Here is a 25,461-nt window from a genome sequence, read left to right on the forward strand (position 1 = left end):
CGGCACCTGGCGGGGCTACTGGGCGCACTCCCTGGGGGCCCCAGCGCTGATGCCGCGCAAGACGATGCGAACGGACCGTTCGTCCCGTCTAACGAAGCGAACAGGCCGTTCGCTTCAACCAACAACGCAAGACCCACATGGAACGAATGGAGCGAACGGACCATTTACCTCACCTAACGAAGCCAGCGGTCCGTTCGCTTCAAACCAGCCCGTTCAGTCCTCCCCAGCGTTCTGCCACTTGAAGAGGTACGACATGGCGAAGCCGAGCAGGCCGGTGACTCCGGCGGCGACGGTCATCGCCTTCCCGAGGCCGTCCACGACGCCCGAGACGAGCCCGGCGTTCGCCGTGACCACGCCGACGGCCTGCGCGCCGACGACGATGACGCCCAGCAGCAGGAAGACCGCTAAGCCGAGCTTGAACAACGGCATGGTGATCCGGCGGGCCAGGTTCCCGGCGGACGAGGTTTCGGAGGACATGGGGCTCCTTCCTAGACGAACAGCGGCAGCACGCCGGTGGCGATGAGAACGCCGATGACCAACGTCGGGATCACGAACCAGAGGATCAGGCGGACGAACGTGCGCGCCGGGTCGACGCCGGCGATGCCGCTGGCGATGTAGATCGGCGCCGCGCCCGGCGGCGAGGCGCCCTCGGTCGAGGCGAAGATCAGGATCACCGTCGCCGCCACGGCCGGGGCGACGCCGGCACCGGTCAGGGCGCTGAACGCGACCCCGCCGACCGCGGCGATCGTGGCCGTGCCGGTCAGCGGCGCGGCGATGATCACGATCAGCACGCCGACCAGCGAGGCGATCACCCACACTGGCGCGTCGATGCCGTTCATGATCGCGGTGAGCTGGTCCACCAGGCCGAGTTCCCCGAGGCTGCCCGCGGCAGCGAAGGCGAAGAACAGCGTCGCGCCGATGACCGCGTAGCGCGGCGCCATGTCGCCGAGCACCTCGTTCCAGCCGCGCGCCGTGCGCGGCAGGCGTTTCCAGCCGACCAGCAGCGTCGCGACGATGGTCAGCACCGGGATCCAGACCACGATGCTGATGTCGTCGGCCGCCTTGCCGAGCTGCGACTCCAGGTACTCCGCGCCGATGTCCAGCGTCATCAGCACCGGGATCGCGATGCCTAGATAGACCAGCAGCGAGCCGGCCCCCTGGCGCAGCGCGACGCGGAACGGCGTGATGTCCGCCGCGTCCATGGCCTGGACACGGAAGCGGCGCACCCAGATGAACACCACCACGAAGCGGTACAGCACCGTCCACAGGCCGCCGACGAAGGCCGCCACGATCAGCTGGTCCGCGGTGAGGACCGGCGCCACGGCGGCCGAGCCCAGCAGCAGGAACATCGACGAGCTCGGCGGGATCGAGATGCCCAGCCCCGCGTTCCCGGCGACCAGGGAGGCGGCCAGGTCCGGCCGCCAGTTGGACCTGATCATCCAGGGGATGGTGACCGAGCCGACCGAGGCGGCGATGCCGGAACCCGACCCGGCCGGGCCGCCGAGCAGCGCCGCGGTCGAGGTCGACACGTACGCCGAGCCGCCGCGCAGCCTGCCGAACACCGAGTTCAGCAGCGCGACCTGCCGGTCGATGAGGCCGAGCCGGGTCATCAGGTAGCCCATCAGGACGAACGCGAGCGCTGCGAAGACCACTTCCTCGGACATCGCCTCGTCGAGCCCGGCCCAGGCCAGGTCCAGCGCGTCGCGGCCGCCGAAGAGGCAGACCACCGCGAATCCGACGAGCATCGCTTCGCCGATGTTGCGCTTCAGCACGGCGTTCCAGATGACGATCACGCCGATGTAGCAGACGAGTGCCCAAATTGCTACGCCCACAACGAGATCTCCTTTGATCGTGGAGCGTTCCGGTTGGTGTTATGCGTTTTCCCCGGCCAGCGCGAGGACGCGGCGAGCCTTGGCGATGATGGGTGCGTCGACGAAGCGGCCGTCCGGCAGGACGAGCGCACCGACGCCGTCGAGTTCGGCCCGATCGGCGGCCTCGACCACCGCCCGGGCCCGGGACACCTCCGCCTCGGTGGGTCGGAATGCCTTGCGGATCAACGGGATCTGCGCCGGGTGGATGGCCGTTCGCCCGAACATGCCGAGGTCCCTCCCGCGTCGGCACGAGTCGAGCAGCCCCGCCTCGTCGCGGACGTTGGCGAACACCGACATCGGCACCGGCCCGATGCCCGCCGCAGCAGCGGCGACCACCGCCTGCAACCGCAGCTGGTCCAGTGCGACCTCGCCGATGGACAGCTCGGCGGCGAGGTCCTGCTCCCCCAGCGCGATCCCGGCGATGCGCGGATGCGCGGCGATGTCGTGCACGTTCGCCAGGCCCCGCGCGGATTCCAGCAGCGCGAACGCGGGCATCGGCCGATCGCCGAAGACCTCGTCGAGCGCGTCGAGATCGGCCGGCGACTCCACCTTCGGCAGCCGCACCGCGGCCAGGCCCGGTGCCTCGGCGAACGCCGCCAGGTCGTCCTGGCCGCGCCGGGTCGCGAGATCATTGGTCCGCACGTGCACCGCCGGTCCGCTGCGGGGCTCGGACAGGTAAGCCACGGCGTTGGCCCGCGCGCCGTCCTTCCGGCCGGCGTCGACGGCGTCTTCCAGATCGACGATCACCACGTCCGCGCCGCTGGCAGCCGCCTTGTCGAAACGGTCCGGGCGATCGCCGGGCACGTACAACCAGCTGATCGGGTTGGTCACGCGACGACTCCCGCCCGGCGCAGTTCGTCGATTTCCGCTGCGGTGCAACCGGATTCGGCGAGCACCTCGTCGGTGTGCCGACCCAGCGGAGGGCCGGGCCAGCGCACCTCCCCCGGCGTGTCGGAGAGCCGGAACAGCACGTTCTGTACGGTCACGCTGCCGAGTTCCTCGTCCGGCACGTCGACGAAGGTGCCCAGCGCGGCATACTGCGGGTCCTTCGCGATGTCGGCCACGTCGTAGATCGGCGCGATCGCCGCCTGCGCCTCGGTGAACGCCACGATCACCTCGTCGGCGTCGCGTTCGGCGATCCAGCTCGCGACCGCCTCGTCCAGTTCGTCGACGTGCGCCACCCGCCCGACCCCGGTGGCGAACCAGGGTTCGGCGGCCAGTTCGGGCCGCCCCACCAGCGTCATGACCCGGTCTGCGATCGACTGGGCGCTGGTGGAGATCGCCAGCCAGCGACCGTCCCGGGTGCGGTAGGTGTTGCGCGGGGCGTTGCTGTTCGAACGGTTCCCGGTGCGCGGCGGGGTCACCCCGAGCGCCCGGTAGGCGGTCATCTGCGGGCCGAGCAGGCCCAGGATGGGCTCGATGATCGCCATGTCAATGACCTGACCGCGCCCGCTGTGCTCCCGGGCCTGGACCGCGACCATGATCGCGTACGCCATGGCCAGCCCCGCGATGCCGTCGGCCAGCGCCAGCGGCGGTAGCACCGGCGGGCCGTCGGGTTCGCCGGTGCTGGCGGCGAACCCGCTCATCGCCTCGGCGAGGGTTCCGAAGCCGGGTTGCCCGGCCATCGGACCGAACTGCCCGAACCCGGTCATCCGGGCGACGATCAGCCGCGGGTTGATCTCCAGCAGGTCGGCCGGCGCTAGGTTCCAGCGCTCCAGCGTGCCGGGGCGGAAGTTCTCGATCAGGACGTCGGAGGACTCCACCAGCCGCCGCAGCACGGCCTGTCCCTCGGCCCGGGACAGGTCGACAGCGGTGGCGCGCTTGTTCCGTGAGAGGGTCTTCCACCAAAGCCCGACTCCGTCCTTGGACGCGCCGTGGCCGCGCGAGGGGTCGCCCCGCCGCGGATGCTCGATCTTGATCACGTCGGCGCCGAAGTCGCCGAGCAGCATCGCCGCGGACGGGCCGGCGAAGAGCGTGGCGGCGTCGATCACCCGAAGCCCGTTAAGACTCGTCATGGAGATAATTTATAAGATGTAACTTGTAAGTCAATAGGCCGGCCGATTCTTGGCTACGCGGGCGATGCGGGATACTCGGACGCAGATCGACTAGCCGAAGGGCTTGGGATGTCAGGGCCGAACAGGCCGCCTATGAGCAAGGCGGACTACGTCTACAGCGTACTGCTGCAGGAGATCCGCAGTGCGCAGATCCCCGGCGGCACCCAGTTGAAGGCCGCCCCGCTCGCCCAGCGGCTGGGCGTGTCGATCACCCCGGTCCGGGAGGCCCTGCGCCGCCTGGAGAACGACCGCCTGGTCAGCTACCAGAGCCACCACGGGGCAACCGTGATCGACCTCAGCGACGACGCGTTGTTCGAGTACTACAACGTCCGCGCCGTGGTCGAGGGTCTCGGCGCCCGGCTGGCCGCCGACCGGATCGGCCCGGAGCAGCTCGCCCGGCTCCGCGAACGGCACGAGTCGATGGTGCGCGATGCCGCCGACGGCAACCGGGACCGGCTCGGCGAGCAGAGCCAGGATCTGCACCTGGCGATCGCCGACATCGGCGGACCGGCCTTCCTCGGCCAGCACGCCCGCACGGTCCGCAACAGCTACCCGGTGCCGACCGACGCGTCTCTCTGGCTTGACGCGGAGCACGCCCAACGCCACCTGGACGCCCACGCCGAACTCCTCGACGCGCTTGAAGCGGGCGACGGCGAGACAGCGGAGCGGATCATGATCGACCACGTCCGCGCCGCCGGCACCTACCGCGTCGGCCAGCGGAACTCGAAGCACTAGGACGAGTAAGTCTGAATACGATCAGTGATCGTAGGCGGTGAGCGAGCGAGTGACTGGCTGGCCGGGCAGGTAGGGGAACAGGTGCCGCAGGTGTGTGCCGCTGTAGCGCAGCGCAGCCATCGGGCCTCACTATGAAAGCCCAGCATCGCCTGCATGACGGCCAGACACAGTAACTCGGAGTGACTGAGCTTGGGTGGCCGACCTGGCAGCCGCACTAAACCGGCCAGGTCATCAGTCGATTTTGACGCAGAGTGCGAGCACGAGGGTGTCCAGGTCAGTCTTCACAAACGGATCATGGACGCCCTCGCCTCATGCCCGCAGGAATTTGGACTTACTCGTCCCTAGGGTGAGTGGCCATTATCGGTCACGTCATCCGAAGCCGGACTGATCCGGTGATCTCCCGAACGGTCGTGGAGATCTGGCGCCACGATCCTCTGGTCGTGTCCGGGTCACACCTGGCCGACGCCGCTGTCCGCCGCCGCAACCGATGCTGGTGGGCACGTCTGCCGATGGCCGCCTTCGCGTGGCGGAAGAACACCCGTGAGCGTTTGTTGGTGCCATAGCACCCAAAAACACTCACGGGTGTCTCTTCGCTGATGGGCTCCCCCGACGCGGGCAAGCCGGGCCTTGAGGACCTGAATGGTTTTCTGGAGCGCCCAGGCACCCCAGGGATAACCGGTACTGGTCCTCGGATGCCCGGGTGATCGCACCAGCCCACCGTGACGAACACCGGACGGTGAGATTCCACTCGGAGTGGCTGAGCTTGGGCGGCCGACCTGGCGGATCTCCACGAACCACGCCCGCAGCTGCGCCGGATCGGCGATCGCCTACCACACCTTCTCCTGCGCGTGCGCGAGCCGGCGCTCGAACCGCAGCTCGTACCGGCCGTCGGCGAGTCGCGGCAGCTTGTCGTCCACCCACCCCCATCAGCGCATATTCCAGCAAGAGAATATTTCCAGCGAACCATATTGATCGCGGCGGGATGCGACAAGTGGTGACGCGCGCCACTTGTGGGACTGGATGGAATTACCTGGGTGCGACTGATGTTGGTTGATAGCATCGGACTCAAGTAGATGGCGGCGGAAGCCAGCAACACCGTCGCGAGGAGGTTAGGAATGGCGACGTTCTTCGGATCTGCCGGCGGCCCTTTCGACGAGTACTTCGCGCGCTTCTCCGGTGCCGACGACGCCGCGCCGGGCTCGCGCCGGATCGACATCACCCAGCTGATGACCGAGCAGGCTCAGCAGCTGCTGAGCGGCGCCGCGCGCTTCGCCCGGGACCGCGGGCAAACCGACCTGGACGCGCTGCACCTGCTGTGGTCGGCCGCGCACGAGACCCCGACCCGCGAGCAGTTGGCGCAGGTAGGCGTGGACGTAGACGCGTTCGCCGCGCAGGTCGAGGAGCACCTCCCGGCGGCCGGTGAGGCGGTCGGCGACCGACCGGTGGCGTTGACGCTGGCGGCCCGGACGGTGCTCGCCGACGCACACCGGGTGGCCCGCGCGCTCGGCTCCACCTACATCGGCCCGCACCACGTCCTGCTGGCGATGTCGGCGAGCGCCGACTCGGAAACCGGGCGGCTGCTCAGCGCCGCCGGCGCCGGGCCCGAGGCGTTGCGCGCCGCGAGTCAGCGTCCCCGCACCGAACAAGACCAGCCGCGCGAGGACAGCAACACCCCCACGCTCAACCAGTACGGCCGGGACCTCACCGCCCGCGCCCGCGACGGCGAGCTGGACCCGGTGATCGGTCGCGCCGACGAGATCGAGCAGACCGTCGAGATCCTCTCCCGGCGCACCAAGAACAACCCGGTGCTCATCGGCGAGGCAGGCGTCGGCAAGACCGCGATCGTCGAGGGCCTGGCCCAGCGCATCGCAGCCGGCGAGGTGCCTCGGGTGCTCTCCGGCAAGCGTGTGATCCAGCTGGACCTGTCCGGGATGCTGGCCGGCACCCGGTACCGCGGCGACTTCGAGGAGCGGATGACCAAGGTCATCGACGAGATCTCGGAGCACAGCGGTGAGCTGATCGTGTTCATCGACGAACTGCACACCGTCGTCGGTGCCGGCGGCGCCGAAGGTGCGATGGACGCGGGCAACATGCTCAAGCCCCGACTCGCCCGCGGCGAGTTGCACGTGGTCGGCGCGACGACGCTGGACGAGTACCGCAAGCACATCGAGAAGGACCCGGCCCTGGAGCGCCGCTTCCAGCCGGTTCAGGTGCCCGAGCCGAGCGTGCCGGACACCGTCTCGATCCTGCAGGGCCTGCGCGAGCACTACGAGGCGCACCACCAGGTCCGCTACACCGACGACGCGGTGCAGGCCGCGGCGCAGCTGTCCGACCAGTACATCAACGACCGGTTCCTGCCGGACAAGGCGATCGACCTGATCGACCAGGCCGGTGCGCGCAAGCGGCTGTCGGCGGTGGCGCCGGACGGCGCCGAGCTGCGCAGCCGAATCGAGCGGCTGGAGCAGGAGAAGGACGCGGCGGTCGCCGCGGAGGACTACGAGCGGGCTTCCGCGCTGCGCGACGAGATCAACGAGGCGCAGGGCGAGCTCGGCGGAGCCGGCGAGGCGGGGGTCCTGGAGGTGACCGCCGAGGACATCGCCGAGGTCGTCGCGCGGGCGACCGGGGTGCCGGTCAGCCGCCTGACCGCCGCCGAGAAGGTCCGGCTGCAAGGGCTGGAGCAGGAACTGCACCAGCGCGTGGTCGGCCAGGACGACGCGGTGCGGGCACTGGCCCGCGCGGTGCGGCGCTCGCGCAGCGGGCTGGGCGACCCCAACCGGCCGGTCGGCAGCTTCCTGTTCCTCGGCCCGACCGGCGTCGGCAAGACCGAGCTGGCCAAGGCGCTGGCCGAGTCGCTGTTCGGCGACGAGCAGCGGATGGTCCGGCTGGACATGAGCGAGTTCCAGGAGCGGCACACCGCCAGCCGGCTCGTCGGCGCGCCGCCCGGCTACGTCGGGCACGGCGAGGCCGGTGAGCTGACCGAGGCTGTGCGGCGGCACCCGTACTCGGTGATCCTGCTGGACGAGGTCGAGAAGGCACACCCGGACGTGTTCAACACGCTGCTGCAGGTGCTCGACGACGGCCGGTTGACCGATGGCCAGGGCCGCACCGTCGACTTCACCAACACGGTGCTGATCATGACGAGCAACCTCGGCTCGGAGGTCGTCTCCAGCGCCGGCGGCAAGATCGGCTTCGCCGCTTCGGACGCCGACCCGGCGCTCGACGAGCGGATCATGCCGCGGCTGCGCGAGGCGTTCCGGCCGGAATTCCTCAACCGCATCAACGAGATCGTGGTCTTCAAGCGGCTCGACGGCGAACAGCTGCACACGATCACCCGGATGCTGCTGGAGCAGACCGTGCGCCGGCTGCAGGCGATGGGCATCGGCGTCGAGTTCGACGAGGCGGCGGTGGCCTGGATCGCCGAGCGCGGCTACCGGCCCGAGTTCGGGGCCCGGCCGCTGCGGCGGGCGATCGAGCGGGAGGTCGGCGACCGGATCAGCGACTTGCTCCTGGACGGCGAACTGCCCGAGGGAGCCGAACTGCGGGTGTCCGTGGCGGGCGTCGAGCTGACCTTCCAGGTCGGCGAACCGGCCGCGACGGCGGCCTGATCCGGCACCGCGGCGGGGCGGACGCGACAAGCGCCCGCCCCGTTTTCCTTGCGGAAGAAGGAAAGCACCGTCGCGTCGCGGGGACGATCGGTGCATCATGGCGGGCGTGTCCGATCGCATCGCCGTCTACGGCACGCTCCAACAGGGCGCGACCGCTTGGCAGTTGTTGGCACCGCTGGTCGTCGGACCGGCGGTGCCGACGTGGTTGCCCGGCGCGCTGTACGACACCGCCAACGGCTATCCCGCGCTGAAACTCGGTGAGGATTCCCGTGTGCCCGCACAGGTTTTCCGGCTGCACGATCCGGAACGCGCCTGGCCGGTGCTCGACGAGTACGAAGGACCGGAGTACGAGCGCCGCCGGATCGAACTCGACGGCGAGCCGTGCTGGGTCTACGCCTGGCGCGGCCCGGTCACCGGCATGAACCCGCTCCCCCACGGCTGGCCGTAGTGAGAACCGACCGAATGCCCCGCGAGTTGGACAGTTTCCGGCAGCGCCAGGACCTCAGGGCAGCGCCAGGACTGCTCAGGGCAGCACCAGGACGCTCAGGGCAGCACCGACTGCACGGCTTCCGGGGTCCGGGCGACTACCGTGGTGCCGTCGTCGGCCGTGATGATCGGGCGCTGGATGAGCTTCGGGTTCGCCACCAGCGCCTCGATCCACTGGTCCCGGGTCGACGGCTCCCGCGCCCAGGTCTTCAGGCCGAGCTCCTTCGCCACCGGCTCGGCCGTCCTGGCGATGTCCCACGGCTCCAGCCCGAGCCGTTCCAGCACCTCGGCCAGCTCCGCGGCCGTCGGCGGCTCGTCCAGGTACCGGCGCACGGTGTAGTCCACTCCCGCCTCGTCCAGCAGCGACACCGCCGAACGGCACTTCGAACACGCCGGATTGACCCAGATCTCCATCGGAAACTCCCCTGCCACGACGACTGCGGACATAGGCTAACCGCGCCGCCCGTCACACGTGCCGATGGTCCCTTCACAGCGGAAGCCATCGTTGCGATACTTGCTCAACTGACGGATGAGCCGTTGGAGGTGGGCCATGCTTCCGAGGGATGAGCGGCGCCGCCTGCGGGAGATCGAGCAGCAGCTCATCGGCGATGATCCCAAACTGGCCCGCCGGTTGACCGAGACCAGCGCGTGGCGGCGGCTGTGGGCGCTGATGTCGCCGCGGATGGCGCTGGTCGTGTTCGCCGCAGTCATCGCAGTGGTGTGCCTGTTCCTAGGCGAAGGCGGTGGCGTGTTGTCCGCCGGGGCGTTGGCCGTGATCGTGTTCCTCTCCCGAAACTGGCAGATCCGCCTGGAATGAGCCCGGAAACGCAAGGTCCCGGTCAGGCCACGCCTGCTGTAGGCGAGCATCCCGATGTCGTGCTCGCGGGGATAGGGCAGGATCTCCAGCTCGATCTCGCGCCGGAACCGGTGGTAGGGCGGCTGCAGGCTTGACCGGCCGGAAGCGGTCGGACTCGGCCAGCTGCTGGGCGTCGTATTTGGACACCCCGACGTGCCGACCCTCGTCGACCAGTTCCTGCAGCGCATCGGCGGTTTCCCCGGCCGGCGTGCCGGGGTCTGGCCGGTGCATCCGGTAGAGGTCGACGTGGTCGAGCCGCAGCGCCCGCAGGCTCTCGTCGATGCCCTGGCGCAGCCACGCCCGACCGGCATCGCGCGGTCGGCCGCCGCCGGGATCGATACCGCCCTTCGTCGCTATCACCAGGCTGTCGCGGTCGCTGGTCGGCTCATCCCGAAGCGCGGTGCCGAGCACCTCCTCGGACCCGCCCGAACCCGTAGGCCTGCGCGGTGTCGAACAAGTTGGTGCCGAGCTCGCGCGCGTGCCGGATCGCTTCGTTGGCGGCACGCTCGTCGAAGAACCCCCAATCCCGCCGAGCTGCCCGGTGCCGAAGGCGATCCGGGACACGGTCATGCCGGTCCTGCGCACGATTGTTTCGCGCCTGCCCCAGGACACCGCACCCGGTGCCCGCACGCCGATCACTGTCCACAGTAGCCAGCTGAAGGGTTTTCCTTTGCCGGCTGTCAGGAGTTGTGCGGCACAAACCGGCGAGCGGTAGCACAATCGCCATGAGTTCACCTCAGGTGATAGGAGAATTCGATGACCTCTGTGGCGTTCCTGGGCACCGGCACGATGGGCGCTCCGATGGCGCGCACCCTGCTGGGAGCCGGTTTCCCGGTCCGGGTCTGGAACCGCACGCGCGCCAAGGCGGCATCGCTGTCGGCCGATGGCGCAACCGTCGCGGAGACGCCGGCGGAGGCCGCCCGGGGCGCTGACGTGCTGATCACGATGTTGCTGGACGCGCCCTCCACGGTCGCGGCGGGCGAAGCGGCAGTCGCCGAACTGGCGCCGGGCGCGGTGTGGGTGCAGATGGGCACGATCGGACTGGCAGGCCTGGCCGAAGCACATGCCGCCGCAGGCGGGGTGACGCTGGTCGACGCGCCCGTGGTGGGTACGAAACTCCCGGCGGAGCGCGGCGAACTCGTCGTGCTGGCCGCAGGACCGACCGAGGTGCGCGACCGCGTGCAACCGCTGTTCGACGCCATCGGGCAACGCACCCTCTGGCTCGGCGAGGACGCCGCGGCCGCGGCCGCAACACGGCTGAAACTCGTCGTCAACAACTGGATCCTGACACTCACGAACGCGGTGGGGGAGGCGATGGCGCTGGCCGGTGCGCTGGGCGTGGACCCCGCGGACTTCCTGTCCGCGATCGGCGGAACAGCGACGGATTCGGCATACGCGCAGGTCAAGGGATCAGCCATCATCAACGGCGACTTCACGCCGTCGTTCGCGTTGCGCGCCGCGGGCAAAGACGCGGAGCTGGTCGCCGAGGCCGCGGGAGATTCGGTGCGGCTCGACCTCGCCGACGCGGTGCGGGAGCGGTTCCGGCGGGCGAAGGCGGCCGGTCATGGCGACGAGGACATGGCCGCCGCCTACTTCGCATCGTTCCAGGATTGACTCCCGGGTTTCTCGAAGCGTGGGAGCCACCGAGCCGTCGTTGACCTTCGCCGCAGGCGGCTGACAGCATCGTGCTCGTGTCCGGACGCATCGCGTTGACCTGGCGCCTGCACGTCGATCTGCGACGGCAGGCCAGCGCCGCCTGTCGTCCCCGCTGAGTTCCTCGCGCTGAATCCTCGCAAACCCCGCAGTTCCGGGTCCGTTCCCTCCTGCCTGCGCGCCGTTTCCCGCAACGATGGAGCAATCGACCGTGCGTCGTCGTGATTTCCTTGCTGCCCTTGCCCTTTCCACCGCCTCCGCCGGACTGCTCAGCGCCTGCGCGAGCGGCCGGGACGACCCGGCCCAGGCGCCGGTGCCCGCGCCCGTCGACGCCGGGCGACTGGCGCAGGTGACCCTGCGCGTCGGCGACCAGAAGGGCAATTCCCGTTCCCTGCTGCGGTCGGCCGGTCTGGACGGCTTCCCGTACACGGTGCAGTGGGCGACCTTCCCGTCCGGTCCGCCGCTGCTGGAAGCGGTGTCGGCGGACGCGATCGACCTCGGCGGGGTCGGCAACACGCCGCCGCTGTTCGCCGCCGCGGCCGGGGCGAAGATCAAGATCATCGCCACCTCGAAGGGCAACGTCGCCAGCGATGCCCTGGTGGTGCTGCCGAACTCGCCGCTGCGGGGCCGCGACCAGCTCCGGGGCCGCAAGATCGCGGTCGCCAAGGGAAGTTCGGCACACGGCCAGATCCTGTTGACGTTGCGCGCGGCCGGGCTCACGGTCGACGACGTCGAGCTGGTGTTCCTGCAGCCCTCCGACGCGCTCGGCGCGTTCAAGCAGGGCTCCGTGGACGCGTGGGCGATCTGGGACCCGTACTTCTCGCAGATTCAGCTGGAATCGGGCGCCCGGGTGATCGCCGACGGCCAGGGCACCGCCAACGGCCTGAGCTTCCAGGTCGCGGGAACCGCCGCGCTGGCCGACGCGGGCCGCAACACCGCCATCGCCGACTACCTGGTGCGGCTGGCCAAGGCGCAGCGCTTCGCCGACGGCAACCGGGAGCAGCGCGCGCAGGCCTGGTCGGCGGACACCGGGCTGCCGATCGAGGTGACCCGGCGGGCCACCGGCCTGGGGCCGGACCTGCCGGTGCCGCTGGACGACGCAGTGATCCGCTCGGAGCAGGAACTCGCGGACGCGTTCGTGGCAGCCAAGGAGATCCCCCGCCGGTTCGAGTTCGCCGAGTTCGTCGACACCCGATTCGCGACCCAGCTCGCCGCCGTCTGACACCACTGTCGCCGCTTCCCACAACGACAAGCAGACTCCGAGGAATCCGGGAGAACACCGCATGACCGTCACCACGCACTGGTTCTTGCCCACCCACGGCGACGGCCGATCCATTGTGGACAGTCCGCACGTCACGCCGACCGGGGCCGACACCCCGCGCCAGCCCGACATCGACTACCTGGCGCAGGTCGCGCAGGCCGCCGAGCACCTCGGTTTCACCGGGATGCTCACCCCCACCGGAACCTGGTGCCAGGACGCCTGGATCACCACGGCGGCGCTGCTGGCTCGCACCCGGCGGATCAAGTTCCTGGTGGCGTTCCGGCCCGGCTCGCTGACCCCGACGCTGGCGGCCCAGCTGGCCACCACCTACCAGCGGGTCTCCGGCGGGCGGCTGCTGCTCAACATCGTCACCGGCGGCGAATCCGTCGAGCAGCAGCGCTACGGCGACTGGCTGGACCACGACCAGCGGTACGCGCGCACCGACGAGTTCCTCGCCGCGCTGCGCGGCATCTTCACCGGCGAGCCGCTCGACTTCGATGGCGAGCACTACCAGCTCCGCGGCGCCACCGCGTTCGAGGCGCCGGACCCGCAGCCCCCGCTGTACTTCGGCGGTTCCTCGGACGCCGCCCTGCCGGTGGCGGCGCGGCACGCCGACGTGCACCTAACCTGGGGCGAGCCGCCGGGCGCGGTGGCCCGGAAGGTGCAGCGGCTGCGCGAGCTCGCCGCCGACGAGGGCCGCACCCTGCGGTTCGGCATCCGCGCCCACATCATCACCCGGGACACCAGCGCCGAGGCCTGGGCCACCGCGCAGAAGTTCGTCGACCAGATGGATCCGGCCGATGTGGCCCGCTCCCAGGCGAAGTTCGCGACCACCGAATCCACCGGCCAGCGAAACATGGCCGCCCTGCACGGCGGTGTGCTGCGCGGCGACGCGCGGGAGCTGGAGATCCACCCCGGGCTGTGGGCGGGGGTCGGGCTGCTGCGCGGCGGCGCGGGCACCGCGTTCGTCGGCAGCCACGCCGAGGTCGCGGACCTGATCGAGGAGTACCACGCGGTGGGCATCGAGGAATTCGTGCTCTCCGGCTACCCGCACCTGGAAGAGGCGTACTGGTTCGGCGAAGGAGTGCACCCGGAACTGGCCCGCCGAGGCCTGCTCACTTCGGCCGAGTCCCCGGCACCCGAGCTGGCAACCGCCAGGTGACCTACCCGCAATTTCAATGGAAATTGGACTCTTGTGACGTTTCTGTCGGTGGTTTGAGCCGGGTTTTTGGTTCTGGAGACGGGGGCACACCGTTGCTTCGTCTAGGTTTCTGGATTGTCCAGAGTCAGGAACCGAGGAGCGGACAACGGCGTGCCGAAGGCCGGTTTATGGCGTGCTGTGGTGGGCGTCGACCGGAGCATGGTCATCGAGGATGTCGAGTTCGACGAGACCGCCAAAGTGGTGGTGGTGCACGTGCGTGCGCGTAGGCACGAGTCCCCACCGAGTCGTGAGTGGCAATGCCGGTCCTTACCGGAACAATCACTCACGACCAGTCCCCACCGAGTCGTGAGCGACAATGCCGGTCCTTACCGGAACAATCACTCACGACCAGTCCCCACCGAATCGTGAGTGGTGATGCCGGTTCTTAGGATCCGGTTCTTACCGGTGTCGTGTCTCGGTAGATGTGTCAATCCCCGGGCACGCATAACTCACGGAAGAAGCAGAAGGGCCGGAAATTGGCAGAAGTTATCCGCAATCTTCGGCGTGTCGTGTCCCGACACGCCGAAGCTCCGCAATTTCCATTGAAATCGGACCTTCGATTTCAATGGAAATTGCGGTCGGTGCGGTGTCTTGTGTGGTGGGGGCGGGCGCGTCACCATGGTGGGGAAATTCTGGACCGAAGCGGTCTGAAATCTCCGGTGCCACGCAGAGGAGGCAGCGTTGACGGGCTCCGCAGGACGCCAGCCGGTGATCGCCGGTCTGGGCATGACCGGACTTGGCAAGGTCTACGGTCGCACCGCGGGGCAGTTCGCCGCGGACGCCGTGCGCGCCGCCGTCGCCGACGCCGGGCTCAAGCTGTCCGATGTGGACGGAATCCTCGCCAACTCGGGGATGTCCGGCGACGTCGACATCTGGACGCTGCAGCAGGAACTCCAGGTCCGCGACCTGCGGCTGCTGACCGAGATGCAGGCGTTCGGCTCGTCGGCCGGCTCGATGCTCGCCTACGCCTCGATGGCCGTGCAGTCCGGCATGGCCGACACCGTCGTGTGCGTGTTCGCCGACGCGCCCCGCCAGCCCGACAAGGGCAGCGTGGCCGCCGCCTACACCTGGCGGCGCAAGCCGACCGGCTTCGAAGGCCTGCTCGGCGCAAGCGGCCTTACCAGTGTGAACGCCATGTACGCTCAGGCGGCCCGGCGGCACATGAACACCTACGGGACCACCTCCGAGCAGCTCGGCGCGATCGCCGTGGCACAGCGGGAGTGGGCCGCGCGCAACCCGTTGGCGCAGTTGCGGGAACCGATCACGCTCGCCGACCACCAGGCGTCGCGGATGATCGCCGACCCATTGCGGCTGCTGGACTGCTGTCTGGTCAGCAACGGCGGCATCGCCGTCCTGGTCACCTCCGCCGACCGCGCCGCCGACCTGCGGCAACCGCCGGTGAACGTGCTCGGCTTCGCGCAGTGCCACCCCAACTACCCGGCCGCGCGCGGCAGCGAATTCGGCCTGGTCAGCGGGGCGGCGCAGGCCGGTCCGGCCGCCTTGAAGATGGCCGGGCTGTCGATCTCCGACGTCGACGTCGTCGAGTTGTACGACTGCTACACCTTCACGGTGCTGATCACGCTGGAGGACTACGGCTTCTGCGCCAAGGGCGAGGGCGGCGAGTTCGTCGCCTCCGGCGCGCTGGCACCGGGCGGAACCCTTCCGGTCAACACCGGCGGCGGCCAGCTGTCCGCCTATTACATGTGGGGCATGACCCCGCTGTCCGAGGCGGTGATCCAGGCCCGCGGCCACGGCGGAGAGCGGCAGGCACCGCGCAACGACGTGGTCCTGGTCAGCGGCAACGGCGGCATCCTGGCCCACCACTCCACCGTCGTGCTCAGCCCGAACTCCCTCGATTAACGAGTGTTTCAAAAGTGGTTTGCGTAGCGGTGCGGGTAGCGGCACCTCGGGCGCCGTCTCGCTCTGGGATCCCCGGCATCATGAACGCCAATTCACCACGTCGGGGCTGTCCTCGCGAGACAACCCCGGAGAACCCGCGCCGGTGCAAGCTGAGTCCCACACCGCAAGCGGCTACCGCCGCTGATGGAAAAGATCATCATCACTGAATCCGGGAGGAACCGTGATCTCCGTTGCCCGCAACGAGGCGTCCGCCGCGTTCTTCGACGGCAGCGCCCGCGGCGAACTGCTCGTCCGGCGTTGCCCGCAGTGCTCGCCGGTCATCGCGCCCAACGTGCCGCAGTGCCCGGCCTGCGGCTCCACCGAGCTCAGCTGGGAACCCGCGAGCGGTGCCGCGACGCTGGTGACCTGGACCGTGGTGCCCGTTCCCGGCGGCGGCCACGTCGTCGCCGGCATCGTCGAGCTCGCCGAAGGGCCCTGGTTGCACGCGCGGATCCTCGACGTCGCGCCCGAGGACCTCGCCGAGGGGATCGCGCTCGGCGTGGGCTTCGAGCGGCACGAGGACGGCGAAGCCGTGCCGGTTTTCCACGCCGCCTAATGGGAGCGCGCTTCGCAGGTGGCTTGCTGTGGGACCACTGCGGCCCCATGTGCCGCTCACGAGAACAGGCGCTGGATGCTTGCCGAACTGCTGGACGACCTGCGGGCGGAAAGCGCGGACCTGGACGCGATGGTCGCCGGGCTGGCCCCGGAGAGGTGGGCGACGACCACGCTGGCGGCCGGGTGAACCATCGCCCACCAGATCGCGCACCTGGCCTGGAGCGACGACAAGTCGCACCTCGCCATCACCGATCCCGACGAGTTCGTGGGCGGCAGCGCCGGGAATCCGAGGACATCGGCGTCTACGCCGGAGCCTCCGAAGGCACCGAGCCCGGCAAGCTGCTCGCGCGCTGGCGCGCGGGACGCGACCGGCTGCCGGCCGCGCTCACCGCCGCCCCGGCCAACGGTCGCCTGGCCTGGTACGGGCCGCCGATGAAGCACGCGTCGATGGCCACCGCGCGGATCACGGAGACCTGGGCAACGGCCATGACGTCGCCGACGCCCTCGGCGTCACGCGCGAACCCACCACCGCGGCTGCGCCACGTCGCACACCTGGAAGTGCAAACCTTCGGATTCTCCTTCAGCACCAACAATATTCCCGTCCCTGGCGGGCAGCTGCGCGTCGAACTCCGCGCGCGGGCAGCGGCGAGTGGGCCTGGGGCCCGGAAGCCGCCGCCGACCGGGTCAGCGGCCGGCGCTGGACTTCTGCCTGCTGGTGGCGCAGCACCGACACCGCGACGACCTGGCGATCGGTGCCGTCGGCGACACCGCGCGCCAGTCGTGACGATCGCGCAGGCCTTCGCCGGTGCACCCGGCTCCGGCCGCGCTCCGATCGGTTCGTGAACGCTTGCGCCGGTGAGAACCGGGATCACCACTCAGGGCACGGTCGTGAGCGAATTTTCCGGTAAGAACCGGAAGGTTCACCGAAGAAACGTAGTGCGGAGGCCCCCGGATTTATCCGTGGGGAGGAAGCACGTCAAGCCGTGATGAACGCGTCCAGCGGTAGCCCTCCCACCAGATGATTACTGGTGTCGGCCCGCTGTGTAAAAATGATCAGTGTGAGGACGGCGTACAAGGTTCGGGCCTATCCCGACCCCGAACAAGCGGCCCAGCTGGGCCGCACGTTCGGGTGTGTACGCCTCGTGTGGAACAAGACCCTCGCCGAACGCCACCGCTCCTACCACGCAACCGGTAAAAAGACCTCCTACAAGGAGACCGACGCCGCGCTGACCGCGTGGAAGAAGACCGAAGAACTGGCGTTTCTGTCCGAGGTGTCGTCGGTGCCGTTGCAGCAGACGTTGCGGCACCAGCACACCGCCTACGCGAACTTCTTCGCTGGACGTGCTCGCTACCCGCGCTTCAAGTCGCGTAACGGACGTCGGTCGGCGCACTACACGCGCAGCGCGTTTAGCCTGCGCGATGGAAAGCTGAAGCTGGCCAAGCACAACGCGCCGCTTGAGTATGTGTGGTCCTGGGGTGCGGAGGTTCTTCAGTCTCTGAATCCGACTATGGTGATCGTTTCCCGCGAGCCTGACGGCCGCTGGTACGTGACCTTCGCCGTGGACACCGACGAGCCCGAACACGCCCCGGCCACCGGCCGCGCGGTCGGCGTTGACCTGGGTGTGAAGGACTTCGCTGTTCTGTCCACCGGGGAGAAGATCCCCAACGCCGGCCACGTGGACCGTAAGGCCCGCAACCTTGCCCGTTATCAACGTCAGATGGCCCGCAAGCAGCGCGGTTCAGCGAACCGCCGCAAGGCTAAAGCCAAGGTTGCCCGGGCGCACCGCAAGGTGCGGCACGCGCGGCAGGACTTCCTGCACCGCACCTCAACGGGCCTGGTTCGTAACAATGACCTGGTCGCGGTCGAAGACCTCGCGGTGAAGAACATGGTCCGCAACCGGAAACTGGCCAAGGCGATCTCTGATTGCGGGTGGAGCGAGTTCCGGCGCCAGCTCGAATACAAAGCCGAGCGAGCGGGAAAGATCGTCGTTGTCGTTGACCGCTGGTACCCGAGCTCAAAGACCTGCTCGAACTGCGGGCACCTGCTGAAGAACCTGAAACTGTCGGTGCGGCACTGGACGTGCCCCGACTGCGGCACTCGGCACGACCGGGACCACAACGCCGCGAAGAACATCCTTGCCGCTGGTCGAGCGGTAGCCGGGTGGAAATCCGGCGATGCCTGTGGAGCTGGTGTAAGCCGGGGCGAGCTTGCTCGCGCGCAGTCGGCTATGAAGCAGGAAACCCAACCTGTGAAGGTTGGACTCCCCCGCCTTTAGGCGTGGGGAGGAAGTCAATCACGAACGCTTGCGACGACACGTACAGCTCGACGCCGCCGTCCTCGGTGGGCAGCGCCAAGCCGGACTCCGGGCCGAGGCATTCCTGATCCTGCATGCCGACCTCGTACTCGCCGGTCACGACCAAGTCGGCCTGCTCGCGCGCGGCGGTGAGATCGCCGTGGTGAAACTTGACGTGCCGCACCAGGTTTCCGTCCGGGTGCACTCGGCGCGCGTCTTCGAGCGCGAGTTCCACATCGGTCAACGGGTGGAGGGATTCGTAGTCGACTTGGACGAGCCTGGCCGCCTGCCGCGCCGTCTCCGGGTCGTCGGCGGCGTTCAACGCGAACCGGTTCGCCCTGGTTATCGTCCGATGTGGATCTCTCGACGATTACGGTCCTCCAGCACTTCGCCTCCGATCGCGCGCCCTACATCACCAGTGGGATCATGATCACCGTCCCGGACACTGGGGTCGGCAACATGAGCTACCACCGGTCGATGGTTCACTCTCCCACCGAACTCGCCACCAGCCTGCACTCGCGGGGCGACCTGTGGCGGCTGTGCAAAACGACCCTGGCGAACAGATCATCCTGGATTCAGGCCTAGTCGGTGGGAGATCCACGGCAGGGCGTCGGCGAAGGCCGTGCGCCAGACGTCGAAGGTGTGCTCGCCGTCGGGGATCACCACCAGCTCGGTGTCGATCCCGGCCACCCGCGACAGCTCGGCTAGCCGGTTCACGGCCGCTCGCGGTTCCGGGTCGTTGTGGCCGACCACGAAGAACCCGTGCAGTCCGGGAAACCTGCGGTGGGTCAGCAGCCAGGACGGCTCGTGGGCGTCGAAATCCTGCTGCGAGCCGCCGAACAACGCATCGGCAGCCCCCGCCGGGTCGTTCACGTCGCCATCGCGCGGGCCGAGCAGGCCGCCGAAGTCCCCGAAAGTCGCGAACACATCGGGATGGCGCAACGCGAGCATGATCGCGCAGCTGCCGCCTTCACTGAGCCCCGCCACCGCCCAGTCCCGTCCGGGGTCGCGGGTGAGGAATCTGCTGTGCACGAACCGGGGGACGTCCTCGGTCAGGTAGGTCTCGGCGTTGCCGCGGGCGCTGTCGACGCATTCGGTGTCCGCGAAGACGCCGCCGTTGACATCGGGGATCACGACGATCGGCGCTACGCCACCGTGCTGGGCCGCCCACCGGTCGGCGGTCCGCTGCGCCGCTCCGCCGTCCAGCCAGTCCGTCGGGCTGCCCGGAGTGCCGTGCAGCAGGACGATCACTGGCAACCTCGGCCGCGGGCTGGCGAACCACGCGGGCGGCAGGTACACGTTGGCGGGGCGTGCCTGGAATCCCGAGGCCTGGACCGGAATGTCGACGGTGACCACCATGCCGGACGCCGGCGGTGCCATCTGGGCGTTGAGCATCTCCAGCGAACCCTCGCTCTCCTCGGCCACCCCGAGCGCCTGGGCGAGCGTCAGGTAGTAGCCGAAGTACGCGTTCACCCCGACCAGCGCGTTCAGCGCGAGCGCGGCCACGACGAGCGGGACGAGCAGCCAGCGCGCAGCGCGGTCGCGAATCGCCACACCAGCACCACGAGCAACAGCAGTGCTGCGGCCAGCAGCAGCGCGCGCACCGGCCAAAAGTCGACCAGTGAGAGATCCGCGCAGAAATCGGCCAACCACCGCATTCCCGGCAACCTCCCAGAATCCCGACACCGACCGATGTGGACGCCCGCCAGCGTACCGGGGGTTTTGCCGGAACAAACCGGAAAACCGGGTCATACGGACGAAATCGCCGGACGGCACAGCGATTCCACTCGATGGGTAATAATCGTCTTCGTGCGGGTGGCATTGACGAGTGGCATAGGCACGGGACCGCAGCTCCCCGCTTCGGTCACCGAACAGGCGGGCGGGCGCAGTCCACTGGAGTCCGTGGTGCTGGTGGGGGTGCTCACACTGCTGACCATAGGCGCGATCGTGGTCGTGAAGCGGTGGAAATTGCGCAGAATCGCCTATTCCGTCCCGGTTCTGCTGGCGCTGCTGACATGCGCGGCCGGGGTCAACAGCTACGTCGGCTACGTTCGGTCGCTCGACGACTTCGGTCGGTTGCTGATGCTCGCCAGCGGCGGCAACAGCGACACCGAACCAACTGCGGTGCAGCCGAACCTGGTGCCGGGCGGCGTGCGGGTGACCGACGTCTCACTGCCCGATCCGCGGCTGGGTATCCCGACCGGCCGCACCCGGGTGCTGTTGCCGCCCGGATACGATGACCCGGGGCGGGCCAACGAGCGCTATCCGGTGGTCTATCTCGTGCACGGCTACCCGAGCGGCGGCCCGGACGACTGGCTCGGCCCGGGTGGCGCGGTACAGACCCTGCAGGCACTGTCGGACGCCCGCGCCGCGCGGCCGATGATCGTCGTCGCGGTGGACGCCACCGCGGGCACCGGCACCGACTGGGAGTGCCTGAACGTGCCGGGCGGCCCGCAGCTGGAGTCGTACCTGACCACGACCGTGCCGCAAGCGATCGACGCCCGGTTCCGCACGCTGCCCGACCGGGGCGCCCGGGCGATCGGCGGGATGAGCGGCGGCGCGTTCTGCGCGCTGAACCTGGCGCTGCGCAACCAGAACACCTACTCGGTGATCCTGGCCAGCGAGCCCTACGACGACCCCGAAACCACCTTGCTGGACGGCCACCCCGACCTGCTGCGCGCCAACACCCCGCGCGAGTACCTCCCGGCGCTACCGCTGACGCGACCGCTCTCGGTGATGCTGCACGCCGGTGTCGTCGCGCACTCCGACGTCGACCTCGCATACCGGCTCGGCGACCAGCTCGCCGCCCACGGCGCGAACGTCGCGGTGCGCACCGAACCTGGCGAATGGCACACGTGGCGCAACGCCCGCATCGGCCTGCCCTACCTGCTGACCTTCGCCGCGGAGAACTTCACCGCCGGCCAACCGCCAGAAAACCACTGACGGAACCACCGTTTGCGAACGGACCATACGGCACACCTATCGACGCGAACAGTCCGTTCGCCCACACCAACAAGCCCGCAGGTACACCACTCGCCCCACAACAAGTTCCCAGACGGGCTCTACGGCACCCCAAAATGATCCCGGCATCGTCGAGGAAATGCGACGCTTCGACAAGCCGGTCAAGATCCGGGTCGACATCGCCCGGATCCCGACCGAGCGGCTGGCCGAACTGGTCGAGCTCGCGTGGCGGCACAAGGCGCCGAAGCGGCTCAGCGCCGAGCGGCGAGGTCCGCCCTGACCAGCGGGAACGCCAGGGTCTCGCGGATCGATCCGCCGGTGAGCAGCATGATCAGCCGGTCCACGCCGAGCCCCAGCCCGCCGGTGGGCGGCATCGCGTACTCCAGGGCCGCGAGGAAGTCCTCGTCGAGCTCCATCGCCTCCGGGTCGCCGCCCGCGGCGTGCATGGACTGCTCGGTGAGCCGGCGGCGCTGCTCGATCGGATCGACCAGCTCGGAGTAGCCCGTGCCCAGCTCGGTGCCGAACGCGACCAGGTCCCAGCGCTCCGCTAGGCGCGGATCGGTCCGGTGCGGCCTGGTCAGCGGCGAGACCTCGGCCGGGAAGTCGGTGTAGAACGTGGGCTCGGTGGTACGGGCTTCCACCAGCCACTCGTACATCTCCAGCAGCACCGCGCCGCGCACCCAGCTCTCCTGGTGCGGCACCGACGCCGCGTCGCACAGCTTCCGGAGGCGGGACAGCTCGGTGTCGACGGTGACTTCCTCGCCCAGGGCCGCCGACACCGCGTCGTTGACCGACACGACCGGCCAGTCACCACCGAGGTCGAACTCGCCGTCCGGGCCGACGGCCGTGGGCCTGCCGCGCGCGGCGGTCGCGGCGGCCAGCACCAGCTCCCGGCACAGCTCGCGCATCGTCGTGTAGTCGCCGAAGGCCTGGTACGCCTCCAGCATCGTGAACTCGGGATTGTGCTTGTGCGAAACGCCTTCGTTGCGGAAGTTCCGGCCGATCTCGAACAGCCGCTCCACGCCGCCCACGCACAGCCGCTTGAGGTACAGCTCCGGGGCGATTCGCAGGTACAGACGCATGTCGTAGGCGTTGCTGTGGGTGGTGAACGGCCGCGCGTTCGCCCCGCCGTGCACCGGCTGCAGCATCGGCGTCTCGACTTCGAGGAAATCCGATCGAACCAGCGTTTCCCGCAGCGCGTGCACCGCGGCGCCGCGGGCCCGCAGGGTGTCGCGGGCTTCCGGGCGCATGATCAGGTCCACGTGGCGCTGCCGCACCCGGGCTTCGGGATCGAGCAGGCCCCGGTGCTTGTCCGGCAGCGGGTGCAGGCACTTCGCCGCCAGCTGCCAGCCGCTCGCCAGCACCGACACCTCGCCGCGCCGCGACGTGACCACTTCGCCGGTCACCGACACCTGGTCGCCGATGTCGACCCGCTGCCGCCAGGCCTGCTGCAGCTCGGCCCCGGATTCCTTGGTGGTGACCATTACCTGCAGGTCGCCGGAGAAGTCCCGCAGCGTCGCGAAGCAGACCCCGCCGTGGTCGCGCAGCAGCACCACGCGCCCGGCCACCGAAGTGTGCTCGCCGGTCCTGGCGTCGGCCGGGAGGTCCCGGTAGTTCACGGCGACGGCCCGGCAGCGCTCGGTGCGCGGCACCGCGACCGGGTAGGGTTCGATGCCGTTGGCCCGCAAGGCGTCCAGCTTGTCCTGCCGCACCTGCTGCTGCTCCGATCCGACGCGCCGCGGCACTTCGGATTCCGTTTCCAGCTCCGGGAGTTCCACCGAATCATCCAATGTGGACTTTTGGCGCGGCGTGGGCAGGAAGCCCTCCGCGACCGCCGAAGCGATGCCGACCCGTGCGAGGTCGCGCCGCTCGGCGAACGCCACGTAACGCGGGAACCAGTGCGGCAGGTACTTGACGTTCGACCGGTACAGCGACTCCAGCTGCCACCACCGGGAGAAGAACAGCAGCAGGCCTCGCCAGGCCCGCAGCACCGGACCGGCGCCGATCCGCGCGCCTTCCTCGAACGCGGCGCGGAACATCGCGAAGTTCAGCGAGATCCGCTCCACCCCGAGCCGCGGCGCGGCCTGAGCCAGCGAGCTGACCATGAACTCGACGACGCCGTTGTCCGCGTTGCGGTCGCGGCGCATGACGTCCAGCGACAACCCTTTGTGGCCCCACGGCACCAGCGAAAGCAGCGCCACCAGCTCGCCGCGGTCGGTCTGTGCCTCGACCAGCACGCAGTCGCCGTCCTCCGGGTCGCCGAGCCGGCCGAGCGCCATCGAGAAGCCGCGCTCGCTTTCGGTGTCGCGCCAGGCTTCGGCCAGCCGCGCGATCTCGGTCATCTCCGTCTCCGGCACCTCCCGGTGCCGCCGGATGCGCGCGGTGTGCCCGGCGCGCTGAACCCGGTTCACCGCCTGCCGCACCGGGCGCATGTCCCGGCCGTCCAGGCTGAACTCCGCGACGTGCAGCACCGCTTCGTCGCCGAGCTGCAGGATCTTCATCCCCGCGCGCGAGTACGCCGTCGCACCGGGTTCGCTGACGCCCATCACCGCCGGCGTCCAGGTGTACTCCCGGCACATCGCCAGCCACTTGTCGATCGCCGGCCGCCAGGCCTCCGGGTCGCCGAGCGGGTCACCGCTGGCCAGGCAGACCCCGGCTACCACTCGGTAGGTAATTGCGGCCTTGCCGCTGTCGGAGAACAGCACCGCCTTGTCGCGGCGGGTGGCGAAGTAGCCCAGCGAATCGCGTTCGCCGTGCTCGGCGAGCAGGCGCCGGACTTGCTGTTCCTCGTCGGGACGCAGGGCGGCGGCAAGCCGCTGGGCGCGCAGCAACAGGAACAGCGCGGTGAACAGGGCGGCCGCGCCGAACAGGCCGAGGACGAAGTTGACCCAGCCTGGCGCATGCCCGACCCCGGTGATGTTGAAGTCGATCGCGCCGCCAAGCACCCGCTCGAGGGTCCAGGTCAACCGTTGCTGCGCGCCTCGCAGGGAACCCGGGAACAACGAGACCAGGCCGTAGCCGAGCCCCACGAACGCGGCGATGAGCAGCACGAACACCACCGCCGCCTGGTAGCCGCTGCCGCGTTTGGCGCGGCCGTAAAACTCGCCGCGCGCCAGCCACAGGGGCACGAACGCCAGCGCCGAGACGATGATGTTGGCGCCGAAGACCCATTCGTGGGCGATCGGCACGTGGTAGCGGGCGCCCAGCTCCTCCATCCACAGCGCCTCGATGCGGTCGCCCAGCACCACGAGCACCACGACGTCGCCGAGCACCTGCAGCGCCAGGATGCCAATCAGGATCCACAGCGCCAGCCACTTCCTGCGTTTCAGCGCGGCCGCCAGCACCGCCAGGAACGCCCCGTAAGCGAGGTTCGGCGGAGCCGGGAACAGGACGTTGTCGACGAACTTGCGCACCGGCTGCATGTTCCCGAACAGCGCAAGGCCCACCGCCGAGGCCACGCACAGCAGCGCCACGACGAGCACTGTGCCGGCGGTGATGCTCGGCATCCGGCTGCGCCACCGTCGCCGCGCGGTCTCCTCCTGCTGGGCCACTGCGTCCCTCCCCGGGCGTGGATCGGCGGTGCGGTCGTCGGGGTCGGCTCACCGCATTCGCGCCGTCACCAATCTACGACCGGTCGGGTACTCCGCGCCGCCGCCCCGACCGCACCTCACGCGATTTCCTTGATCTTGGTACCCAATTCGGCGATGTCCGCCCACAGAGGACCAATCGGCCGATTGGGATCCCGCAGTCAGCTCCCGGCATCCGCCCCTAGACGAGTAAGTCCAAATTCCTGCGGGCATGAGGCGAGGGCGTCCATGATCCGCAGCGAAGGCGCCGTGCGTGTTTTTGGGTGCTATGGCACCCAAAAACGCTCACGGGTGTTCTTCCGCCACGCGAAGGTGGCCATCGGCAGACGTGCCCCGAACAGGGCGCGTCGCCCAGCGTATGCTGGCCCTGGCCGCCGCGATCTGGCACAACTTCCGCACCGGCCAGCCAGTCACTCGCTCGCTCACCGCCTACGATCACTGAT

At 69.3% G+C, this 25,461-nt stretch carries 26 protein-coding genes and 3 pseudogenes; 17 read left to right on the forward strand and 12 right to left on the reverse strand.

The window, feature by feature from the left end; genetic code table 11:
- Positions 1-213: 213 nt before the first annotated feature.
- The 4 genes from ACRXBZ_RS06405 to ACRXBZ_RS06420 are packed head-to-tail and all read right to left on the reverse strand — an operon-like array spanning position 214 to position 3,886.
- Positions 214-477 carry a hypothetical protein gene (locus ACRXBZ_RS06405; protein ID WP_433878239.1) on the reverse strand — a complete coding sequence of 88 codons (264 nt, stop codon included), beginning with the start codon at positions 475-477 and terminating at the stop codon, positions 214-216.
- Between the two features lie 11 nt (positions 478-488).
- Positions 489-1,832, reverse strand: a complete 1,344-nt coding sequence (locus tag ACRXBZ_RS06410; protein ID WP_433878240.1) for a TRAP transporter large permease subunit — start codon at positions 1,830-1,832, stop codon at positions 489-491.
- Between the two features lie 39 nt (positions 1,833-1,871).
- Positions 1,872-2,702, reverse strand: a complete 831-nt coding sequence (locus tag ACRXBZ_RS06415) for an HpcH/HpaI aldolase/citrate lyase family protein (RefSeq protein WP_433878241.1) — start codon at positions 2,700-2,702, stop codon at positions 1,872-1,874.
- A complete protein-coding gene (locus tag ACRXBZ_RS06420; protein ID WP_433878242.1) occupies positions 2,699-3,886 on the reverse strand; it encodes a CaiB/BaiF CoA transferase family protein in 1,188 nt (395 codons plus the stop codon). Before ACRXBZ_RS06420 ends, ACRXBZ_RS06415 begins: the two co-directional genes overlap by 4 nt.
- A 132-nt stretch (positions 3,887-4,018) precedes the next feature.
- Here ACRXBZ_RS06420 and ACRXBZ_RS06425 point away from each other — a divergent pair, with 132 nt between their 5' ends.
- A complete protein-coding gene (locus ACRXBZ_RS06425) occupies positions 4,019-4,660 on the forward strand; it encodes a GntR family transcriptional regulator (RefSeq protein WP_433878243.1) in 642 nt (213 codons plus the stop codon).
- 57 nt (positions 4,661-4,717) lie between these two features.
- Here the strand turns inward: ACRXBZ_RS06425 and ACRXBZ_RS06430 are convergent.
- Positions 4,718-4,945: pseudogene (locus tag ACRXBZ_RS06430) on the reverse strand (IS982 family transposase); the annotation flags it as partial.
- Positions 4,946-5,775: 830 nt separating this feature from the next.
- On the opposite strand from ACRXBZ_RS06430, the gene ACRXBZ_RS06435 reads away from it, so the two are divergent.
- A complete protein-coding gene (locus tag ACRXBZ_RS06435; protein WP_433878244.1) occupies positions 5,776-8,265 on the forward strand; it encodes an ATP-dependent Clp protease ATP-binding subunit in 2,490 nt (829 codons plus the stop codon).
- Positions 8,266-8,362: 97 nt separating this feature from the next.
- On the forward strand, positions 8,363-8,713 hold the full coding sequence (locus ACRXBZ_RS06440) for a gamma-glutamylcyclotransferase family protein (protein WP_433878245.1): 351 nt from the start codon (positions 8,363-8,365) through the stop codon (positions 8,711-8,713).
- A 95-nt stretch (positions 8,714-8,808) separates the two neighbouring features.
- Here ACRXBZ_RS06440 and ACRXBZ_RS06445 read toward each other — a convergent pair whose 3' ends face one another.
- A complete protein-coding gene (locus tag ACRXBZ_RS06445) occupies positions 8,809-9,165 on the reverse strand; it encodes an arsenate reductase family protein (protein WP_433878246.1) in 357 nt (118 codons plus the stop codon).
- A 136-nt stretch (positions 9,166-9,301) separates the two neighbouring features.
- Here ACRXBZ_RS06445 and ACRXBZ_RS06450 point away from each other — a divergent pair, with 136 nt between their 5' ends.
- Complete coding sequence (locus ACRXBZ_RS06450; RefSeq protein WP_168589706.1) at positions 9,302-9,568, forward strand: DUF3040 domain-containing protein; 267 nt, start codon at positions 9,302-9,304, stop codon at positions 9,566-9,568.
- Here ACRXBZ_RS06450 and ACRXBZ_RS06455 read toward each other — a convergent pair.
- Positions 9,482-10,177 (reverse strand): aldo/keto reductase, encoded by a 696-nt coding sequence (locus tag ACRXBZ_RS06455; protein WP_433878247.1) that lies wholly within the window; start codon positions 10,175-10,177, stop codon positions 9,482-9,484. The genes ACRXBZ_RS06450 and ACRXBZ_RS06455 overlap by 87 nt on opposite strands.
- A 186-nt stretch (positions 10,178-10,363) precedes the next feature.
- On the opposite strand from ACRXBZ_RS06455, the gene ACRXBZ_RS06460 reads away from it, so the two are divergent.
- The 7 genes and pseudogenes from ACRXBZ_RS06460 to ACRXBZ_RS06490 form a co-directional block, all read left to right on the forward strand.
- Positions 10,364-11,221, forward strand: a complete 858-nt coding sequence (locus ACRXBZ_RS06460) for an NAD(P)-dependent oxidoreductase (RefSeq protein WP_433878248.1) — start codon at positions 10,364-10,366, stop codon at positions 11,219-11,221.
- Between the two features lie 77 nt (positions 11,222-11,298).
- Complete coding sequence (locus ACRXBZ_RS06465; RefSeq protein ID WP_371812946.1) at positions 11,299-11,379, forward strand: putative leader peptide; 81 nt, start codon at positions 11,299-11,301, stop codon at positions 11,377-11,379.
- A 92-nt stretch (positions 11,380-11,471) separates the two neighbouring features.
- Entirely contained in the window at positions 11,472-12,482 is a 1,011-nt protein-coding gene (locus ACRXBZ_RS06470; protein ID WP_433878249.1) for an ABC transporter substrate-binding protein, read from the forward strand.
- A 61-nt stretch (positions 12,483-12,543) separates the two neighbouring features.
- Complete coding sequence (locus ACRXBZ_RS06475; RefSeq protein ID WP_433878250.1) at positions 12,544-13,683, forward strand: LLM class flavin-dependent oxidoreductase; 1,140 nt, start codon at positions 12,544-12,546, stop codon at positions 13,681-13,683.
- A 720-nt stretch (positions 13,684-14,403) separates the two neighbouring features.
- Positions 14,404-15,582 carry a thiolase family protein gene (locus tag ACRXBZ_RS06480; RefSeq protein WP_433878251.1) on the forward strand — a complete coding sequence of 393 codons (1,179 nt, stop codon included), beginning with the start codon at positions 14,404-14,406 and terminating at the stop codon, positions 15,580-15,582.
- A gap of 220 nt (positions 15,583-15,802) precedes the next feature.
- A complete protein-coding gene (locus ACRXBZ_RS06485) occupies positions 15,803-16,177 on the forward strand; it encodes a Zn-ribbon domain-containing OB-fold protein (RefSeq protein WP_433878252.1) in 375 nt (124 codons plus the stop codon).
- A 182-nt stretch (positions 16,178-16,359) separates the two neighbouring features.
- Positions 16,360-16,596, forward strand: a pseudogene (locus tag ACRXBZ_RS06490) (hypothetical protein); the annotation flags it as partial.
- On the opposite strand, the gene ACRXBZ_RS06495 reads toward ACRXBZ_RS06490, so the two are convergent.
- Positions 16,479-16,763, reverse strand: a complete 285-nt coding sequence (locus ACRXBZ_RS06495) for a hypothetical protein (protein WP_433884136.1) — start codon at positions 16,761-16,763, stop codon at positions 16,479-16,481. The pseudogene ACRXBZ_RS06490 and the gene ACRXBZ_RS06495 overlap by 118 nt on opposite strands.
- Positions 16,764-16,825: 62 nt before the next feature.
- Between ACRXBZ_RS06495 and ACRXBZ_RS06500 the strand changes: the two genes are divergently transcribed.
- On the forward strand, positions 16,826-16,960 hold the full coding sequence (locus tag ACRXBZ_RS06500) for a hypothetical protein (protein WP_433884137.1): 135 nt from the start codon (positions 16,826-16,828) through the stop codon (positions 16,958-16,960).
- 265 nt (positions 16,961-17,225) lie between these two features.
- A complete protein-coding gene (locus tag ACRXBZ_RS06505; RefSeq protein ID WP_433878253.1) occupies positions 17,226-18,452 on the forward strand; it encodes an RNA-guided endonuclease InsQ/TnpB family protein in 1,227 nt (408 codons plus the stop codon).
- Here the strand turns inward: ACRXBZ_RS06505 and ACRXBZ_RS06510 are convergent.
- Positions 18,403-18,792: a molybdopterin cofactor-binding domain-containing protein gene (locus tag ACRXBZ_RS06510; protein WP_433878254.1), complete on the reverse strand. Its 390-nt coding sequence runs from the start codon at positions 18,790-18,792 to the stop codon at positions 18,403-18,405. The genes ACRXBZ_RS06505 and ACRXBZ_RS06510 overlap by 50 nt on opposite strands.
- A 32-nt stretch (positions 18,793-18,824) precedes the next feature.
- Between ACRXBZ_RS06510 and ACRXBZ_RS06515 the strand changes: the two genes are divergently transcribed.
- Positions 18,825-19,055 (forward strand): UbiD family decarboxylase domain-containing protein, encoded by a 231-nt coding sequence (locus ACRXBZ_RS06515; protein ID WP_433878255.1) that lies wholly within the window; start codon positions 18,825-18,827, stop codon positions 19,053-19,055.
- Here the strand turns inward: ACRXBZ_RS06515 and ACRXBZ_RS06520 are convergent.
- Both ACRXBZ_RS06520 and ACRXBZ_RS06525 read right to left on the reverse strand, forming a co-directional pair.
- On the reverse strand, positions 19,035-20,024 hold the full coding sequence (locus ACRXBZ_RS06520; protein WP_433878256.1) for an alpha/beta hydrolase: 990 nt from the start codon (positions 20,022-20,024) through the stop codon (positions 19,035-19,037). The genes ACRXBZ_RS06515 and ACRXBZ_RS06520 overlap by 21 nt on opposite strands.
- Positions 19,958-20,128 carry a hypothetical protein gene (locus tag ACRXBZ_RS06525; RefSeq protein WP_433878257.1) on the reverse strand — a complete coding sequence of 57 codons (171 nt, stop codon included), beginning with the start codon at positions 20,126-20,128 and terminating at the stop codon, positions 19,958-19,960. The genes ACRXBZ_RS06520 and ACRXBZ_RS06525 overlap by 67 nt, the downstream gene beginning before the upstream one ends.
- A gap of 163 nt (positions 20,129-20,291) precedes the next feature.
- On the opposite strand from ACRXBZ_RS06525, the gene ACRXBZ_RS06530 reads away from it, so the two are divergent.
- Together ACRXBZ_RS06530 and ACRXBZ_RS06535 are read left to right on the forward strand one after the other, a co-directional pair.
- Entirely contained in the window at positions 20,292-21,413 is a 1,122-nt protein-coding gene (locus ACRXBZ_RS06530) for an alpha/beta hydrolase (protein ID WP_433878258.1), read from the forward strand.
- 157 nt (positions 21,414-21,570) lie between these two features.
- Positions 21,571-21,711 carry a hypothetical protein gene (locus ACRXBZ_RS06535; RefSeq protein WP_433878259.1) on the forward strand — a complete coding sequence of 47 codons (141 nt, stop codon included), beginning with the start codon at positions 21,571-21,573 and terminating at the stop codon, positions 21,709-21,711.
- Here the strand turns inward: ACRXBZ_RS06535 and lysX are convergent.
- Entirely contained in the window at positions 21,683-24,937 is a 3,255-nt protein-coding gene (gene lysX / locus ACRXBZ_RS06540) for a bifunctional lysylphosphatidylglycerol synthetase/lysine--tRNA ligase LysX (protein ID WP_433883813.1), read from the reverse strand. The genes ACRXBZ_RS06535 and lysX overlap by 29 nt on opposite strands.
- Before the next feature lie 424 nt (positions 24,938-25,361).
- Between lysX and ACRXBZ_RS06545 the strand changes: the two are divergent.
- Positions 25,362-25,460: pseudogene (locus ACRXBZ_RS06545) on the forward strand (IS982 family transposase); the annotation flags it as partial.
- Position 25,461 lies beyond the last annotated feature (1 nt).

The organism is Saccharopolyspora hattusasensis (assembly GCF_050972075.1).
GTDB lineage: Bacteria > Actinomycetota > Actinomycetes > Mycobacteriales > Pseudonocardiaceae > Saccharopolyspora > Saccharopolyspora hattusasensis.